This window comes from Saccharothrix carnea, assembly GCF_003014735.1.
GTDB lineage: Bacteria > Actinomycetota > Actinomycetes > Mycobacteriales > Pseudonocardiaceae > Actinosynnema > Actinosynnema carneum.
In genome coordinates, this window is sequence record NZ_PYAX01000001.1 from 207,603 (window position 1) to 223,837 (window position 16,235).

Sequence of the window (16,235 nt, forward strand, 5' to 3'; positions counted from 1 at the left end):
CTCCCTGCACCCGTGACTGATGCAGGGCAGGTTACCGCGCGGAGGAGATCTCGCCGTGGCGGCTGCACGCGGCCGTCCACCCGGAGGGCGTCACCTGCACCACCATCCGGCGCGCGCACTCCGCGCAGAACCGCGGCGGGTCGATCACACCCAGCCGTGAGGCGCACGCGGAGTGGTCGCCCTCCGCGCGCTCCTTGCCGCAAAATCCGCAGTAAGTCACCACACCCGGTCCACTGGTCACAGGGTCTTGCTCAGTTCCTTGATCGGCATGGCCAGCTCGGTCAGCATGTCCAGGTCGTCCTGCGCCGGGCGGCCGAGGTTGGTCAGGTAGTTGCCGACGATGATCGCGTTGACGCCGCCGAGCATGCCCTGCTTGGCACCGAGGTCGCCGAAGGTCAGCTCACGGCCGCCGGCGAAGCGCAGGATCGTGCGCGGCAGGGCGAGCCGGAACGCGCCGACGGTGCGCAGCGCCTCGGGGCCCTCGACCACCGGGTAGTTCTCGTACGGCGTGCCCGGGTTGGGGATCAGGAAGTTCAGCGGCACCTCGTCGGGCTCCAGCTCCGCGAGCTGCACGGCGAACTCCGCGCGCTGCTCCAGCGTCTCGCCCATGCCGATGATGCCGCCGCAGCAGACCTCCATGCCCGCCGCGCGGATCATCTTCAGCGTGTCCCACCGCTCTTCCCACGAGTGCGTGGTGACCACGTTCGGGAAGTGCGAGCGCGCCGTCTCCAGGTTGTGGTTGTAGCGGTGCACTCCCATGTCCACCAGCTCGTCCACCTGCTCCTGGGTGAGCATGCCGAGCGAGCAGGCGATCTGGATGTCGTTGCCGTCCTCGCGGATGGCCTTGATGCCGTCGCGCACCTGCGACAGCAGCCGCTTGTCCGGCCCGCGCACGGCGGCGACGATGCAGAACTCGGACGCGCCGGTCTCGGCCGTCTGCCGGGCCGCCTTCACCAGGCCGGGGATGTCCAGCCACGCCGAGCGCACCGGCGAGGGGAACTGGCCGGACTGCGAGCAGAAGTGGCAGTCCTCGGGGCAGCCGCCGGTCTTGAGCGACACGATGCCCTCGACCTCGACCTCCGGGCCGCACCAGCGCATCCGCACCGCGTGCGCCAGTTCCAGCAGCTCGGGGATGCGGTCGTCGGGCAGCCGGAGCACTTCGAGCACCTGCTCCTCGGACAACCCGACGCCCTGCTCCAGCACCTGCTCGCGGGCAACAGCCAGGACATCGACCTGTTCGGGGGCTGCGGTCACGACGTCTCCTCGTCAACTCCGGCGGTGGTCCGTCGTGCAGTCTGCCGCACCGGCCCGCGAGCGACCCAGCGATGTGCGTCACTGGTTCGTTCAACCCCGGTTCAGCAGGTGTGCGGCGCGGCGAACTTCTCCGGGTCGAACGTGCCGCCGAACCACGGCGAGAGGCCTTCCCTGGCCATGTCCACGAACTCGGCCCGGCCCAGGGCCGCCGAACCGTCCGGCAGCACACCGAGCAGCGGCGCGCCCGCGGCCTCGGGCAGGTCGACCAGGTTGGTGCGGGCGGCCAGGTCGGGCACGGCCGGCCAGCGACCCACCACCACGCCAACGGACTCCAGGCCGCGGCGCAGCAGTGCCTCGGCGGTCAGCGCGGTCATGTTCAACGTGCCCAGGCCCGCGTGCGCGACGATGAGCACCGGCGCGTTGAGCGCCCACGCCGCGTCGGCGATGGTCGAGCCCGCGTCGTCGAACCGGACCAGCAGCCCGCCCGCGCCCTCCACCAGCACGAGGTCGTGCGTCTCGTCCAGCGCCACGGCCGCCGAGGCGACCTCGCTGGGGTGCAGCGTAGGCCGACCGGACCGGCGCGCGGCCGTGGCCGGTGCCAGCGGTTCGGGGTATCGGCGCAGCTCACGGGCGGTGACGGCGCCGGCGAGGCGGGTCACCTCGGCGAGGTCGCCCGGCTCGCCGTCGGCGATACCGGTCTGCGCGGGTTTGAGCACGGCGACCCGTCGACCGTCAGCCGCGGCCAACGCCGCCAGGGCGGCGACGACCACGGTCTTGCCGACCTCGGTGCCCGTGCCGGTGATCACGAGGACGCTCACGGCCACTCACCCTAGGCCTATACGGAGCGTTGCGGTCCTCCGCGTTCTACAGTCACCGCTATGAGTGAGATCGTTCTCTACGGGGCGGACTGGTGCGGGGACTGCCGGCGGGCGAAGGCGTGGCTGCGGGAGCACGAAGTGCCGTTCACCGACGTCGACGTCGAACACGACGACGCGGCCCGTGACCGCGCGATCGAGTTCGCCGGTGGGCGCAAGAACATCCCGGTGATCGTGCTGCCCGATGGCCGGGTCCTGGTGGAGCCGACCAACACCGAGCTCGCCGCCGCGATCGAGAGCTGACGTGGGCAAGAACGGCAGGCGCAAGCGGCGTCAGCAGGGTGCCCAGCGCGACCGCGACGCGAAGCTGACCGCGGCGGGCAGGCGCACGGCGCTCAAGCAGGCCGAGAAGCCGAAGAACTGGTTCCAGCGGCAGCACGGCGGCGTGCAGACCCTCATCGTTCTGGGTGTCACCGCATTGGTGGTCGCCGGGCACTTCGTCCTGTGGGGTTCGATCTTCCCGGCCCTGGGTGCGGCGGTCGCCCGGGTACCGGTCGTGTCGACCGTGGCGGGCTGGCTGTTCGGCGGCGGCGCGTTCGTCGCGTGGGGTGTCTTCGCCATCAACTACGACACGGCGAAGCCGGCGACCGTGAAGCGGCTGCGGGTCGTGGCGTGGGTGTGGTCGGCGGTCGCGGTGGAGCTGTTCCCGACCGGCTACGCCAACGGCATCAGCCTGCCGGTGGACTTCTGGGCGGGCGTCTACGCGGGCGCGTACGGCGTGATCCTCACGCCGGTGGCCCTCGGCGTGGCCGCGCTGGGCTGGTGGCTGCTGGTCAACAAGCTGGCCGGGCACAAGAAGGAGCCGAGCCACCAGGCCCTCGGCTGGATGTGCGTCGGCTACGCGACGCTGCTGCTGGTGTGGGGCTCAACCCTGCTGCGCCTGTGACGCCTCGGCCGCGGCGACGACGGCGGCGGCGATCGCGGCCACGTCGTCGTCCGTGCTGACGAACGGCGGCATGGTGTAGATCAGGTCGCGGAACGGCCGCAGCCACACGCCGTGGTCGACGGCCGCAGCGGTGGCGGCGGCCATGTCCACCGGGTGGTCCAGCTGCACCACGCCGATCGCGCCGAGCACCCGCACGTCACCGGGCGCCTGCGCGAGGCCGGACCGCAGCCCGGCCTCGATCCGCCGCACCGACGCCCGCCAGTCCTGCGACAGCAGCAGGTCGGTGGACGCCAGCGCGACCGCCGAGGCCAGCGGGTTGCCCATGAACGTCGGTCCGTGCGCCAGCACCGGCACCTCGCCGCGCGAGATTCCGTCCGCCACCCGTGAGGTGCACAGCGTGGCGGCCATCGACAGGTAACCGCCGGTCAGCGCCTTGCCCAGGCACATGATGTCGGGGCTGATCCCGGCGTGGTCGGCGGCGAACAGCTCGCCGGTGCGGCCGAAGCCGGTGGCGATCTCGTCGAAGATCAGCAGCACGTCGTTGGCCAGCGTCAGCTCGCGCAGCACGTGCAGGTAGCGGGGGTCGTGGAAGCGCATCCCGCCCGCGCCCTGCACCACCGGCTCCACGATGACCGCGGCCAGCTCGCCGGCGTGCGCCTCGATCAGGTCCGCCAGCTCCTGGACGTACGCGGTCTCCAGGTCGCGCGGCGGCGCGGAAGCGAACACCTGGTCGGGCAGCACGCCACGCCACAGCGCGTGCATCCCGCCCTCCGGGTCGCACACCGCCATCGGCTGGAACGTGTCGCCGTGGTAGCCGCCGCGCCAGGTCAGCAGCCGCCGCTTCTCCGGCCGGCCCTGCGAGCGCCAGTACTGCAACGCCATCTTGATCGAGACCTCGACCGACACCGACCCCGAGTCGCACAGGAACACGTGCTGCAACGGCTCGGGCGTGATCTCCACCAGCCGGGCGGACAGCGCCACCGCGGGCTCGTGGGTCAGGCCGCCGAACATGACGTGGCTCATCCGGCCGAGCTGGTCGCGCACCGCCGCGTCCAGCACGGGGTGCCGGTAGCCGTGGATCGCGGCCCACCACGACGACATGCCGTCGACCAGCTCACGCCCGTCGTCCAGCCGGAGCCGGACACCCTCGGCCGAGGAGACGACCAGCGGCTCGTGAGTGCCCGGCATCGGGCCGTACGGGTGCCAGACGTGTGCCTGGTCCAGCTTCAGCAGCTCATCGCGCTCCACGAGGGGACAGGCTAACCGGCAGCGCCTCGAGCCCGCGGATGAGCGTGCCCGCGCGCCACCGCAGCTCCTCCGGGCCGGCGGTCAGGGCCACGTCGAACCGGTCCAGCAGCGTCCCGATCGCGATCTCGCCCTCCATCCGGGCCAGCGGCGCGCCCAGGCAGTAGTGGATGCCGTGGCCGAACGCCAGGTGCCCGGCCGCCTGCCGGGTGATGTCGAGCCGGTCCGGTTCCGCGAAGCGGGCCCCGTCGCGGTTGCCGCCGCTCAGCGACACCACGACCACGCTGTCCTTGGGGATCACCACGTCGCCCAGCTCGACGTCGTCGTTGGTGTAGCGGAACGTCGCCTGGTTGACCGGGCTCTCGAACCGCAGCACCTCCTCCACCGCACCGGGCAGCAACGTCCGGTCCGCGCGCAGCTTCGCCAGCTGCTCCGGGTTGCGCACCAGGTGGTAGACGCCGTTGCCGATCAGGTTGACCGTGGTCTCGTGCCCGGCGACGAGGAGCAGGAACGCCATGGCGATCAGCTCCAGCTGGTCGAGCCGGTCGCCCTCCTCGTCGGCCTGCACCAGCGCCGAGAAGAAGTCGTCACCGGGCGCGTTCCGCTTGTGCTCGACCAACTTCGCCAGGTAGCCCGCCATCTGGGCACCCGCCTGCTGGAGCTGCTCCGGTTCGCCGTTGCCGGCGACCAGGACGTTGGACCACACGCGGAACTCGTCGCGCTCGTCCAACGGCACGTCGAGCATCTCGCAGATCACCGTGATGGGCAGCGGGAACGCCAGCGCGTCCACCAGGTCGACCTCGCCCTTGGCCGCCGCCTCGTCCAGCAGCCCGTCGGTGATCTCCTGGATGCGCGGCCGCAGCTGCTCGACCCGCCGGGCGGTGAACGCCTTGGTGACGAGCTTGCGCAGCCGGGTGTGGTGCGGCGGGTCCATGTTCAGCATGTGCTGCACCAGGGACTCGTCGAACTTGGGCGCGTCGCCTCCTTCGACCCGGTTGCGCTCCATGACTTCCGGGAAGCGCTCGAAGTGCTTGCTGAACCGCGCGTCGGCCAGCGCCACCCTGGCCTCCTCGTACCGGGTGACGAGCCACGCCTTCGTGCCGCGCGGCAGCACGATCTCCGTCGCCGCCGCCTGCTCGCGCAGCCGGGCGTGGTAGGCGTGCGGATCGGCGAAGTACTCCTCGCCGAGCACGTCGAGACCGGCGATCTTCTCCCCCACAGGGACCCCCTCTTCGTTTGAGTTAACCCTGTTCACTCAAACGAACCGAGGCTCCCTCTTGTCCCCGCTTGCTCAGCTTGTCACCCGATCAGCCCAAGCACCCGGGGCCGAGCAGAGCCTTCAAATCACCCATGAGGGACGGTGTGGGAGTAACCCGGAGGGCGTCGTCCAGCTTCAGCAACGTGTTGCGGCTGCTGTTGATGACCAGGTTCAGGTGCACCTCGGTGGTGCCGGGGTGCGCGGAGAGGACTTCCTTCAGCGAGGTCACCAGCTTCGGGTCGCAACGCGACGCCGCCACCTTCAGCTTCAACGCCTGCGCGCCCAGCTCCGACAGGTCCGGCACGACCAGGTCGTTGGCGATCAGCGAGATCCGGTCCTCCCGCTTGGCCACCCGCGCCTTCACCAGCACGATCGCGTCCTCGGCCACCGACATGCCGTGCACCATGTAGCTCTTGGGGAAGAACAGCACCTCGATGCCACCGGCCAGGTCCTCCAGCTGCGCGGACGCCCACGGCTCGCCGTTCTTGTTCACCCGGCGGGTGACCGAGGCGAGGATGCCGCCCAGCGTGACCTGCGTGCCGTCCGGCACGTCGCCTTCCAGGATGCGCGGGATCGTGGTGTCCGAGTAGGAGCTGAGCACCTGCTCCACGCCGTTGAGCGGGTGGCCGGACACGTACAGGCCCAGCATCTCCCGCTCCAGCGTGAGCTGGTGCTTGGACTCCCAGTGCTCGTCCGGGATCTTCACGTCGAACACCGACGCGCCGTCACCGTCGCCGCCGCCGTCGCCGAACAGGTCGAACTGGCCGCGAGCCTCTTCCTTCTTGGTCAGCATGATCGCGTCGACCGCCTCGACGTGGACCATGTGCAGGCCCTTGCGCGGGTGGCCGAGCGAGTCGAACGCGCCCGCCTTGATCAGCGATTCGACGACCTTCTTGTTGCACGCCTGCACGTCGACCTTGCGCAGGAAGTCGGAGAAGTCGGCGAACTTCCCCTTCTCCTTGCGGGTCTTGATGATCGCGTCGACCACGTTCGCGCCGACGTTGCGGATCGCGCCGAGGCCGAACCGGATGTCGTCGCCGACCGCGACGAACTCGCGCTCGGACTCGTTGACGTCCGGCGGGAGCACCGTGATGCCCATCCGGCGGCACTCGGCCAGGTAGACGGCCGACTTGTCCTTGTTGTCCGAGTTCGTGGTGAGCAGCGCGGCCATGTACTCGCCGGGGTAGTTGGCCTTGAGGTACGCCGTCCAGTACGCGATCAGGCCGTACGCGGCGGAGTGCGCCTTGTTGAACGCGTAGTCCGCAAACGGGACCAGGATGTCCCACAGCGTCTTGATCGCCTCGGGCGAGTAGCCGTTGGCGACCATGCCCGCCTCGAAGCCCTCGTACTCCTTGTCGAGGATCTCCTTCTTCTTCTTGCCCATCGCGCGGCGGAGCAGGTCCGCTTGGGCCAGCGAGTAGCCCGCCACCTTCCGCGCGATCGCCATGACCTGCTCCTGGTACACGATCAGGCCGTAGGTCGTGTCCAGGATCTCGGCCAGCGGCTCGCGCAGCTCCTCGTGGATCGGCACGATCTCCTGCTGCTTGTTCTTGCGCAGCGCGTAGTTCGTGTGCGAGTTCGCGCCCATCGGACCCGGCCGGTACAGCGCGATGACGGCCGAGACGTCCTCGAAGTTGTCCGGGCGCATCAGCCGCAGCAGGTCGCGCAGGGCGCCACCGTCGAGCTGGAACACACCTAGCGTGTCGCCGCGGCCCAACAGCTCGTAGGTCTTGCGGTCATCGAGGGAGACCGTGGTGATGTCGACCTCGCCCTTGCCGTTGAGCGCGATGTTCTTCAGCGCGTCGTCGATCGTGGTGAGGTTGCTCAGGCCGAGGAAGTCCATCTTCAGCAGGCCGAGCGTCTCGCACGTCGGGTAGTCGAACTGGGTGATGATCGACCCGTCCTGCGGGCGCATCCAGACCGGGATGTGGTCCGTCAGCGGCTCCGCGGACATGATCACCGCGCAGGCGTGCACGCCCGCGTTGCGGATCAGACCCTCCAGCCCGCGGCCGGTGTCGATGATCTCCTTGACCTGGGGGTCCGTCTCGTAGAGCGCGCGCACCTCGGCGGCCTCGGAGTACCGCTTGTGCGCCGGGTCGAACACGCCGGACAGCGGGATGTCCTTGCCCATCACGGCGGGCGGCATGGCCTTGGAGATGCGGTCGGCCACCGCGTAGCCCGGCTGCCCGTACAGCACGCGGGCGGAGTCCTTGATCGCCGCCTTCGCCTTGATCGTGCCGAACGTGATCACCTGGGCGACCTTGTCGACGCCCCACTTCTCGGTGACGTACCGGATCACGTCACCGCGCCTGCGCTCGTCGAAGTCGATGTCGATGTCGGGCGGGCTGACGCGGTCGGGGTTGAGGAACCGCTCGAAGATCAGGCCGTGCGCCAGCGGGTCGAGGTCGGTGATGCCCATCGCGTACGCGATCAGCGCGCCCGCGGCGGAACCGCGGCCCGGGCCGACGCGGATGCCGTTGGCCTTGGCCCAGTTGATGAAGTCGGCGACCACCAGGAAGTAGGACGGGAAGCCCATCTGGAGGATGACGCCGATCTCGAACTCCACCTGCTTGCGGTGGACCTCGTCCACGCCTTCCGGGAACCGGCGGCGCATGCCCTCCCACACCTGCTCGCGGAAGTAGTCGGCTTCCGTCATGCCGTCCGGCGTCGGGTAGCGCGGCATCAGGTTCTGGAAGGCGAACATGCCGGTGGTGTCGACCTTCTCGGCCACCAGCAGGGTGTTGCGGCACCCCTCCTGCCAGGCGTCGGAGGAGTCGATCGCGCGCATCTCCTCCGGCGACTTCAGGTAGTAGCCCGTGCCGTCGAACTTGAACCGGCTCGGGTCCTGGAGCGTCTTGCCGGTCTGCACGCACAGCAGCGCCTCGTGGGCCTCGCGGTCCTCGGCGTAGGTGTAGTGCGAGTCGTTGGTCACCACGAACGGGATGCTGAGCTTCTTGGCGATGTCCAGCAGGCCGCCCCGGACCCGGCTCTCGATCTCGATGCCGTGGTCCATCAGCTCGACGAAGAAGTTGTCGGCGCCGTAGATGTCACGCCACTTGGCCGCCGCTTCCAGGGCTTCCTTCTCGTGGCCGAGGCGCAGCCTGGTCTGCACCTCGCCGGACGGGCAGCCGGTGGTGGCCATCAGGCCCGCCGAGTGCTCGGCGATCAGCTCGGAGTCCATCCGCGGCCACTTGCCCAGCTGGCCCTCGGTGGAGGCGCGGCTGGAGAGCTTCATCAGGTTGTGCAGGCCCTCGTTCGTCCGGGCCCAGATCGTCTGGTGGGTGTAGGCACCGCTGGCGGAGACGTCGTCGGCCTTCTGCCCCGGGTCGCCCCACAGCACGCGCTTCTTGTTGAAGCGCGACTCGGGGGCCATGTACGCCTCGATGCCGATCACCGGCTTGATGCCCGCGGCGGTCGCCTGCTTGTAGAAGTCGTACGCGCCGTACATGTTGCCGTGGTCGGTGATCGCGGCGGCGGGCATGCCCATCCGCTCGCACTCGGCGAACATGTCCTTCAGCTTCGCCGCGCCATCGAGCATCGAGTACTCGGTGTGCACGTGGAGGTGCACAAACGAGTCGGACACCCAAACCCCCCTGAAGATCGCAGCGGGCCCGGGACAAAGCGCTCGGGCAGAGACTCGCCCGACCCTATAACGGCCGCCGCGCTACACGAATGGCGGCACGCCGAGTCACCGCGAGCGACCCTCACGTCACCTCCACGTGCCGAGGGGTGGACACCTGGGGCGGTCGGCGGGGCGATGGCGCGAGGATCTTCTCAGGCGGGTAGCGTTCAACGTGTGGTAGCGCCGGACCCCGTCGACGCCCGTCTCCTGGCCATGATCGCCGAGATGGGCCGTGCCGCCGTGCACGAGGTGGCCGCACGGCTCGGCATGGACCCGCGCGAGGCCGCCACCCGGCTGATCACGTTGTCCGGCAGCGGGTTGCCGCTGCTCGTCGGCGTGGAGTGCGACCCGAACGGCATCCGCAAGGCGCTGGCCAACAGCGTGGCGTGGGGCAACTACTCGGGTCCGGGCGGCCAGGCCGTCCGCGGCACGCCGAGCGGCCCGTACCCGCCCGCGCCCGGCACGGTGCACGGCACGCCGTCCGGTTCCTACCCCGGCTACCCCGGCCCGCAGGGGCCGCCCAGCACGCCGTTCCCGGCGCAGCCCGGCACCGGCCCGCAGCCCGTGGCGTCCGGCCCGGTGCGCGTGCCCGAGCCGGTCAGCACGTGGGGCGTGCCCGGCACGTCCGGTTGGGCGCGCGGCGACCAGGCACCCGCGCCGCGCTCGCGCACCGGCAAGATCGGCAGCACGTTGGAGACCGAGGGCCTGGAGGGCGCCCGGTTCACCATCCAGCTGGTCGAGGTGGTCGACCCGGCGGACTTCCTGTTCACCGCGGCCGGCTACAAGCTGGCCGATGGCGAGCGCGCCGTGGTCGTGCACACGGAGCTGTCCAACATCGGCCAGGTGCCGTTCAACGCCCTGCCCGACATGTACCTGGTGCTGATGACCAACAAGGGTGAGACGGTCACCAAGGCGCCGGTGTCGCTGTCGTCCCGGCCGCCGCACAAGATCGGCGTGCAGCCGGGCGAGACGGCGGGCGGCCACACCGTCTACGTGCTGCCCGAGGACACCGTGATCTTCTCGGTCCGCTGGAGCTCCCGCCCCGAGACCGACCTGAACACCCTGGTCTGGACCATCGACGACTGAGCTCGATGCCCGCTGCTCCGCGGACGGCGGGCTCGGTCGCCTGGAAGTCGGTCGTTCGCGACCTCGCGTGGTGGTCCGGTAGCAGGCGTCAGGCCGTTGCGTTCGCCGGCTCGGTGTCCCTGGTGATGCCGATGTCGCCCCTGGTCAGGGTGGCGAACGAGATCACCGCGAGGATCGTCGAGCCCGCCATCACGGTCACCATCGGCAGCACGCTCGCCGAACCGCCCGCGCCGACCAGCGGCGCCATCAGGCCACCCACCAGGAACGTCGTCACGCCCAGCACGGCCGACGCGCTGCCCGCCGCCTCCGGGTGCCGCGACATCGCCAGCGAACCGGCGTTCGGCATGAGCAGGCCGACGCTCATCGTCAGCACGAACAGCGGCGGCAGGAACGTCGCCAACCCACCGCCCACCAGCCCGCCGACCAGCAGCCCGACCCCACCGGTCGCCGCGCCACCCAGCCCGATCTTGAGCAGCGGCCGGGGCATGATCCGACCGGTCAGCCTGGTGTTGAGCAGGCCGGCCAGCACGATCGCCACCGAGTTCGCCCCGAACACCAGGCTGAACTGCTGCGGCGTCAGCCCGTACACGCCCTGGAGCACGAACGACGCCCCGGCGACGTAACCGAACAGCGAGCCGAGGGCCAGCGCCGACGCCAGCGCGTACCCGACGAACTTGCGGTCGGCCAGCAGCCCGCCGAACACCTTGATCGTGAGCAGCAGGTTCGCCGGACGCCGCTTGGCCCGCGGCAGCGTCTCCGGCAGCCCGACCGCCAGGGCGATCAGCAACGCCAACCCGACCAGGGCGAGCGCGACGAACGTGCCGCGCCAGCTGGTGAACCGCAGCAACTGGCCGCCCAGCACCGGGGCGATCACCGGCCCCAGGCTGTTGACCAGCATGATCAACGACATGAACCGGGCCATCGCCAGGCCCTCGAACCGGTCACGGGCCACCGCCATCGCCACCACGAACCCGGCCGCCACGCCGAGCCCTTGGAGCAGGCGCAGGCCGGAGAGGGCGAGCGCGTTGGGCGCGACGGCGCAGAACAGCGAGACCACGACATAGCTGCCGATGCCGAACAGCAGCGGACGCCGCCTGCCCCACGAGTCGGAGAGCGGACCCACCAGCAGCTGCCCCACCGACAGGCCCAGGATGAACGTCGTCAGCGACAGCTGGATCTGCGACTCCGTCGAGCCGAACTCACCGGCGATCGACGGGAACGCGGGCAGGTACGTGTCGATCGAGAGCGGTCCGAGCAGGCACAGGCTGCCCAGCAGCGCCACCAGTCGGGACCTGTTGTCCATGCGCCATCCCCCAGGCTCGTCTGGCAAAAGCTTCGCAAGCCAAACGAACTGGGGGAAAGCGATATGGCCGAAGTCACGCGCTCGGCGCAAGACTTTCGGGTGAAGGAGATCAATAACCCTCTGCGCGCAACAGTTCCAGCGCGTCGGCGAGGTCGTCGGGGTACTCGCTGGTGAACGACACCCACTGGCCGTCCGCCGGGTGGTGGAAGCCGAGCGTGCGGGCGTGCAGCCACTGCCGCGTCACGCCGAGGCGCTTGGCCAGCACCGGGTCGGCGCCGTAGGTCAGGTCACCGACGCACGGGTGCCGCAGCGCGGAGAAGTGGACCCGGATCTGGTGCGTGCGGCCGGTTTCCAGGTGCACGTCGAGCAGCGACGCGGCGCGGAACGCCTCCACCACCTCGTAGTGCGTGATGCTCGGCTTGCCGTTGGCCATCACGGCGAACTTGTAGTCGTGCTTGGGGTGCCGGTCGATCGGCGCGTCGATGGTGCCCTTGATCGGGTCCGGGTGCCCCTGCACGAGGGCGTGGTAGAGCTTGTCGACCGTGCGTTCCTTGAACGCGTGCTTCAACGCCGAGTAGGCGCTCTCGCTCTTGGCCACCACCATGACGCCGGTCGTGCCGACGTCCAGCCGGTGCACGACGCCCTGCCGCTCGGCGGCACCCGACGTGGCGATCCGGATCCCGGCCGCGGCCAGGCCGCCCACCACGGTCGGACCGGTCCAGCCGGGGCTGGGGTGCACGGCCACGCCGACCGGCTTGTCGACCACGATGATGTCGTCGTCCTCGTGGAGGACCTCCAAGCCCTCCACGGGCACGGCCTGCACCTGCACCGGGCGTTCGGGCTCGGGCAGGGTGACCTCCAGCACGGAGCCCGCGACGAGGCGGTCCGACTTGCCGGCGGGCTGCCCGTCGAGCACGACGTCACCCGACTCGGTCAACGCCGCGACCACCGTGCGGGACAGGCCGAGGAGCTTGGCCAGCCCGGCGTCGACCCTCATCCCGTCCAGGCCATCGGGCACGGGAAGGGTCCGGTAATCGCCACTCATGCGTTCTTCTCCGACTTCGAGCTGGGCTTCTTCTCGACGCGCGTGCCGTCGTAGTCGCGTTGGAGCAACGCCATCAGCACGATCACGCCGCCGCCCACGCAGATCGCGGAGTCGGCCAGGTTGAACACGGGGAAGAAGTTGCCCCACGGGTCGAGGACGGAGATGAAGTCGACCACGCCGCCGCGCAGCGGGCCGGGGCCGCGGAAGATCCGGTCGACCAGGTTGCCCAACGCGCCGCCCAGCACCAGGCCGAGGCCGATGGCCCAGCCGACCGAGCGCAGCCGGCGCGCGATCCACAGGATGAACACGACCACGCCGAACGCGATCAGGGCGAGGATCACCGTCCAGCCCTCGGCCAGGCCGAACGCGGCGCCGGTGTTGCGGATCAGCGGCAGGTAGAGCAGGCCGCCGAACAGCTCGACCGGCTCGCGCCCCTCCAGCTCCTCCACCGCGATGATCTTGGTGACCAGGTCGAGCGCCAACACCAGCGGCGCGATCACGGCCAGCAGGAGGACCCGTCGCTTCGGCAGCGGTGCGTCCGGCTGGTCCGGCGTGTCCGGCTCGGTGTTGGGATCGGTGCTCACCGGGCCATTGTCCAGTATCGGGGTCAGCGCAGGAACGGCGGGAGCGCGCGCTGGTCGTCCAGAGGGGCCCAGCGGCCGTCGCGGAGCTCGTACTCCCACCGCGAACCCTCGACCACGAGCGTGCGCAACGCGGCCACGAACCGGTCCACGTGCTCCTCGGTGGTGCCCAGCCCGATGGACGCCCGCAGCGCCCGGTCACCGTGCGTGAGGCGGTGCACGGCGACGTGGGCGCAAAACGCGCCGTCACGCACGCCGATGCCGTGCTCGGCGGACAACGCGGCGGCCAGGTAGCCGGCGTCCTGACCACCCACGGTGAAGCTCACCACACCCACCCGGTCGTGGTCCGGCCCGAACAGCGCCAGCTCGTGCACGCCGGGCACGGTCTTCAGGCCCGCGCGCAGACGCTCCAGCAGGACGCGCTCGTGCCCGGCGGTCTGCTCCCAGTGCCTGCTCAGCACGTCGCACGCCACGGCCAGGGCGTGCACGCCCACCACGTTCGGCGTGCCCGCCTCGTGCCGCTCGGGCACCGCCGACCAGGCCACGCCCAGCCGGTCGCCGTGGTCGGTGACGCGGGCGGTCGCACCGCCGCCGACCAGGTACGGCTCGGCGGCCTGCAACCAGTCGGACCGGCCGACCAGCGCACCGGCGCCGAACGGCGCGTAGACCTTGTGCCCCGACAGCACGGTGTAGTCGACGTCCAGCGCGCGCACGTCCACCGGCCGGTGCGGCGCGAGCTGGGCGGCGTCCAGGGCGATCCGGGCGCCGTGCCGGCGGGCGACCCGCGACAGCTCGGCCACCGGCCAGACCTCGCCGGTCACGTTGGACGCGCCGGTCACCACGACCAGCCGCGGGCCGACCGGTGCCGCGCGCAGCGCCCGGTCCAGCTCCAGCACCGCCTGGGCGGGCGAGGCCGGGGTGCGCAGGCGGCGCACGTTCGGGCCGCGCCACGGCAGCAGCGCGGCGTGGTGCTCGGTGTCGAACAGGATCACGGCGGTGTGCTTGGGCACGCTCCTGGCCAGCAGGTTCAGCGCGTCGGTGGTGTTGCGGGTGAACACGACGGCGTCACTGGCCCGGGCACCCAGGAAGCGGCGCACCGACGCACGTGCCTGCTCGTAGACCTTGGTGCTGACCTGCGAGGCGAAACCCGCGCCCCGGTGCACGCTGGCGTACCAGGGCAGCAGCTCGTCCACCGCGTCACGCACCTGCTCCAGGCACGGCGCGCTGGCCGCGTGGTCGAGGTTGGCGTACTCGACGCGCTCGCCGGTCACCAGCGGCACGCGCAGCGACGAACCGACGACGCGGGGCAACGCGGCGACTGCGGTGCGGGGAACTGCGACGGTCATGACGCCCTCCGGGGGTCCGGGACCCCACTCGTGGAGGCCCGCGCTTGCCGGACGCCCTGCGCGCCGGCCAGGTCCTCACCAGGGGCACCCCACCGCGGTAGGAGGGTTGCCGGCCAGCAAGCCTGGGCTTAGCGCTGGCACTCATGACCTTCGGCGTCGAAGTTAACCCAGGCCGCCGCCCGCCGTCGAGGGGCGTTCACATCCTGGGAGCCGTCACGGCAGGCCGACGTCGCCCTTCCAGCGGGCGAACCGACCGGCCCGGTCGACGGCCCGGATGCGCTGCTCGGTCGCCGTGCGCATGGCCTCCGTGCACACCACGAGCAGCTGGTCGTGCTCCTGCAGCCGGGTCGTCGGCTGCGGGGTGAAGCCGTTGTCGTCGCGCACCACGAGGCTGATCGAGGAGCCCGGCGGCAGCCGCAGCTCCGACAGGTACACGCCGTGCAGCTTGGAGCCCGGCTGGATGCGGACCTGGAGCAGCTCGGCGCCCAGCTCGTCCAGCGCCGACGAGTCGACCTGCACCTCGTGCGCCTCGCCGGACTTGACCAGCCGCAGCCACTTGGCCAGCCACGGCAGGGTCGTGCCCTGGACGACGGTCAGCACCACGACCAGCACGAACACCGCGTCCACCAGCTGTTGCGCGCCGGCCACGCCCTGGATCAGCGGCAGCAGGGCGAACACGATCGGCACCGCGCCGCGCAGCCCCGACCACGAGATGAACACCTGTTCACGCCACGGCACGCGGAACGGCAGCGCGGCGCACAGCACCGACAGCGGCCGGGCCAGCAGCACCAGCACCGCGCCCGCGACCAGGGCCGGTACCAGCGCGTCGAGCAGCCGGTCGGGCGAGGCGTACAGGCCGAGCAGCACGAACAGCCCGATCTGCGCGATCCAGCCCAGCCCCTCGGCGAACGACAGGGTGTCCGCGCGGTGCGGCAGGCGGGCGTTGCCGAGCACGAGGGCGGCGATGTAGACGGCGAGGAAGCCGGACGCGTGCGCGAGGTCGCCGACGGTGTAGGCGAGCAGGCACACGGCGACCGTGGCCAGCGGGTACAGGCCGGTGGCCGGCAGCGCGGCCCGGCGCAGCGCGACACCGCCGACCCAGCCGAGCACGATCCCGATCACACCGCCCGCGATCAGCTCGTAGACCATGAGCAGCGGCGCGGTCCAGGTGATGGGATCGGGTGACGCGAGCAGCACGACGGCGATGTAGACCGGCGCGTCGTTGATGCCGGACTCCAGCTCCAGCGCGCCGATGAGCCGCTTGCCCACGCCCACCCCGCGCAGCACGCTGAACACGGCCGCCGCGTCGGTGGACGACAGCACCGCGCCCCACAGCAGCGCCGTGCGCCAGTCCATGTCCAGCAGGAAGTGCAGCGCGAACCCGGTGACCGCGATGCTCACGCCCACGGCCACCGTGGACAGCGCGATGCCCAGGCCCAGCGCCGGTCTCACCGCGCTCCACCGCGTGGTCAGCCCGCCCTCGGTGAGGATCAGCACGAGCGCGACCGTGCCCAGCGAACGGGTCAGGTCGGCGTCCTCGAACTGGATGCCCACCACGGCCTCGCCGAGCAGCACCCCGATGCCGAGGTAGAGCAGCAGGGACGGCAGACCGAGCCGGATCGACACCCTGACCGCGATGACCGAAAGCAGGAGAACCGCGGCGGCGATGCCGAGGAAGCCCGTCACACCGCCCACTCGACCTCCAGGCCGTCGTCACCGCGACTTCACTCGACG

General features: G+C 70.8%; 14 protein-coding genes and 1 riboswitch. Of the genes, 3 read left to right on the plus strand and 11 right to left on the minus strand.

What is annotated here, in order from left to right; translation table 11 throughout:
- Positions 1-31 precede the first annotated feature (31 nt).
- The 3 genes from bsaP to bioD all read right to left on the minus strand — a co-directional run bounded on the left by bsaP (position 32) and on the right by bioD (position 2,072).
- Positions 32-220, minus strand: coding sequence for a biotin synthase auxiliary protein BsaP (bsaP, locus tag B0I31_RS00995; RefSeq protein WP_342751448.1), 189 nt, complete (start codon positions 218-220; stop codon positions 32-34).
- A gap of 17 nt (positions 221-237) precedes the next feature.
- Positions 238-1,254, minus strand: coding sequence for a biotin synthase BioB (bioB, locus tag B0I31_RS01000; RefSeq protein ID WP_106613389.1), 1,017 nt, complete (start codon positions 1,252-1,254; stop codon positions 238-240).
- A gap of 101 nt (positions 1,255-1,355) precedes the next feature.
- Positions 1,356-2,072 (minus strand): dethiobiotin synthase, encoded by a 717-nt coding sequence (gene bioD, locus B0I31_RS01005; RefSeq protein ID WP_106613958.1) that lies wholly within the window; start codon positions 2,070-2,072, stop codon positions 1,356-1,358.
- 60 nt (positions 2,073-2,132) lie between these two features.
- Between bioD and B0I31_RS01010 the strand changes: the two genes are divergently transcribed.
- Positions 2,133-2,372 carry a glutaredoxin family protein gene (locus B0I31_RS01010; RefSeq protein ID WP_106613390.1) on the plus strand — a complete coding sequence of 80 codons (240 nt, stop codon included), beginning with the start codon at positions 2,133-2,135 and terminating at the stop codon, positions 2,370-2,372.
- Between the two features lies 1 nt (position 2,373).
- Positions 2,374-3,015 carry a hypothetical protein gene (locus tag B0I31_RS01015; protein WP_106613391.1) on the plus strand — a complete coding sequence of 214 codons (642 nt, stop codon included), beginning with the start codon at positions 2,374-2,376 and terminating at the stop codon, positions 3,013-3,015.
- On the opposite strand, the gene B0I31_RS01020 is transcribed toward B0I31_RS01015, so the two are convergent.
- The 3 genes from B0I31_RS01020 to dnaE form a co-directional block, all read right to left on the minus strand.
- Entirely contained in the window at positions 2,995-4,263 is a 1,269-nt protein-coding gene (locus tag B0I31_RS01020; protein ID WP_106613392.1) for an adenosylmethionine--8-amino-7-oxononanoate transaminase, read from the minus strand. The two genes, B0I31_RS01015 and B0I31_RS01020, sit on opposite strands and share 21 nt — an antisense overlap.
- The gene (locus tag B0I31_RS01025; protein ID WP_245949573.1) at positions 4,250-5,479 is read right to left on the minus strand and encodes a cytochrome P450 family protein; all 1,230 of its coding nucleotides are present in this window, start codon (positions 5,477-5,479) and stop codon (positions 4,250-4,252) included. Before B0I31_RS01025 ends, B0I31_RS01020 begins: the two co-directional genes overlap by 14 nt.
- A gap of 88 nt (positions 5,480-5,567) precedes the next feature.
- On the minus strand, positions 5,568-9,101 hold the full coding sequence (dnaE, locus tag B0I31_RS01030; protein ID WP_106613393.1) for a DNA polymerase III subunit alpha: 3,534 nt from the start codon (positions 9,099-9,101) through the stop codon (positions 5,568-5,570).
- Between the two features lie 213 nt (positions 9,102-9,314).
- On the opposite strand from dnaE, the gene B0I31_RS01035 reads away from it, so the two are divergent.
- A complete protein-coding gene (locus B0I31_RS01035) occupies positions 9,315-10,226 on the plus strand; it encodes an AsnC family protein (RefSeq protein WP_106613394.1) in 912 nt (303 codons plus the stop codon).
- Positions 10,227-10,314: 88 nt separating this feature from the next.
- Here the strand turns inward: B0I31_RS01035 and B0I31_RS01040 are convergent, their stop codons facing one another.
- The 5 genes from B0I31_RS01040 to B0I31_RS01060 all read right to left on the minus strand — a co-directional run bounded on the left by B0I31_RS01040 (position 10,315) and on the right by B0I31_RS01060 (position 16,187).
- The gene (locus B0I31_RS01040) at positions 10,315-11,529 is read right to left on the minus strand and encodes a multidrug effflux MFS transporter (protein WP_106613395.1); all 1,215 of its coding nucleotides are present in this window, start codon (positions 11,527-11,529) and stop codon (positions 10,315-10,317) included.
- Positions 11,530-11,638: 109 nt separating this feature from the next.
- Positions 11,639-12,574: an RluA family pseudouridine synthase gene (locus B0I31_RS01045; RefSeq protein ID WP_106613396.1), complete on the minus strand. Its 936-nt coding sequence runs from the start codon at positions 12,572-12,574 to the stop codon at positions 11,639-11,641.
- On the minus strand, positions 12,571-13,158 hold the full coding sequence (gene lspA, locus B0I31_RS01050) for a signal peptidase II (RefSeq protein ID WP_245949574.1): 588 nt from the start codon (positions 13,156-13,158) through the stop codon (positions 12,571-12,573). Before lspA ends, B0I31_RS01045 begins: the two co-directional genes overlap by 4 nt.
- A gap of 23 nt (positions 13,159-13,181) precedes the next feature.
- Entirely contained in the window at positions 13,182-14,501 is a 1,320-nt protein-coding gene (locus tag B0I31_RS01055) for an aminotransferase class V-fold PLP-dependent enzyme (RefSeq protein ID WP_106613397.1), read from the minus strand.
- Between the two features lie 35 nt (positions 14,502-14,536).
- Positions 14,537-14,650, minus strand: a riboswitch (SAM riboswitch).
- Between the two features lie 64 nt (positions 14,651-14,714).
- A complete protein-coding gene (locus tag B0I31_RS01060) occupies positions 14,715-16,187 on the minus strand; it encodes a potassium/proton antiporter (protein ID WP_181319976.1) in 1,473 nt (490 codons plus the stop codon).
- Positions 16,188-16,235 lie beyond the last annotated feature (48 nt).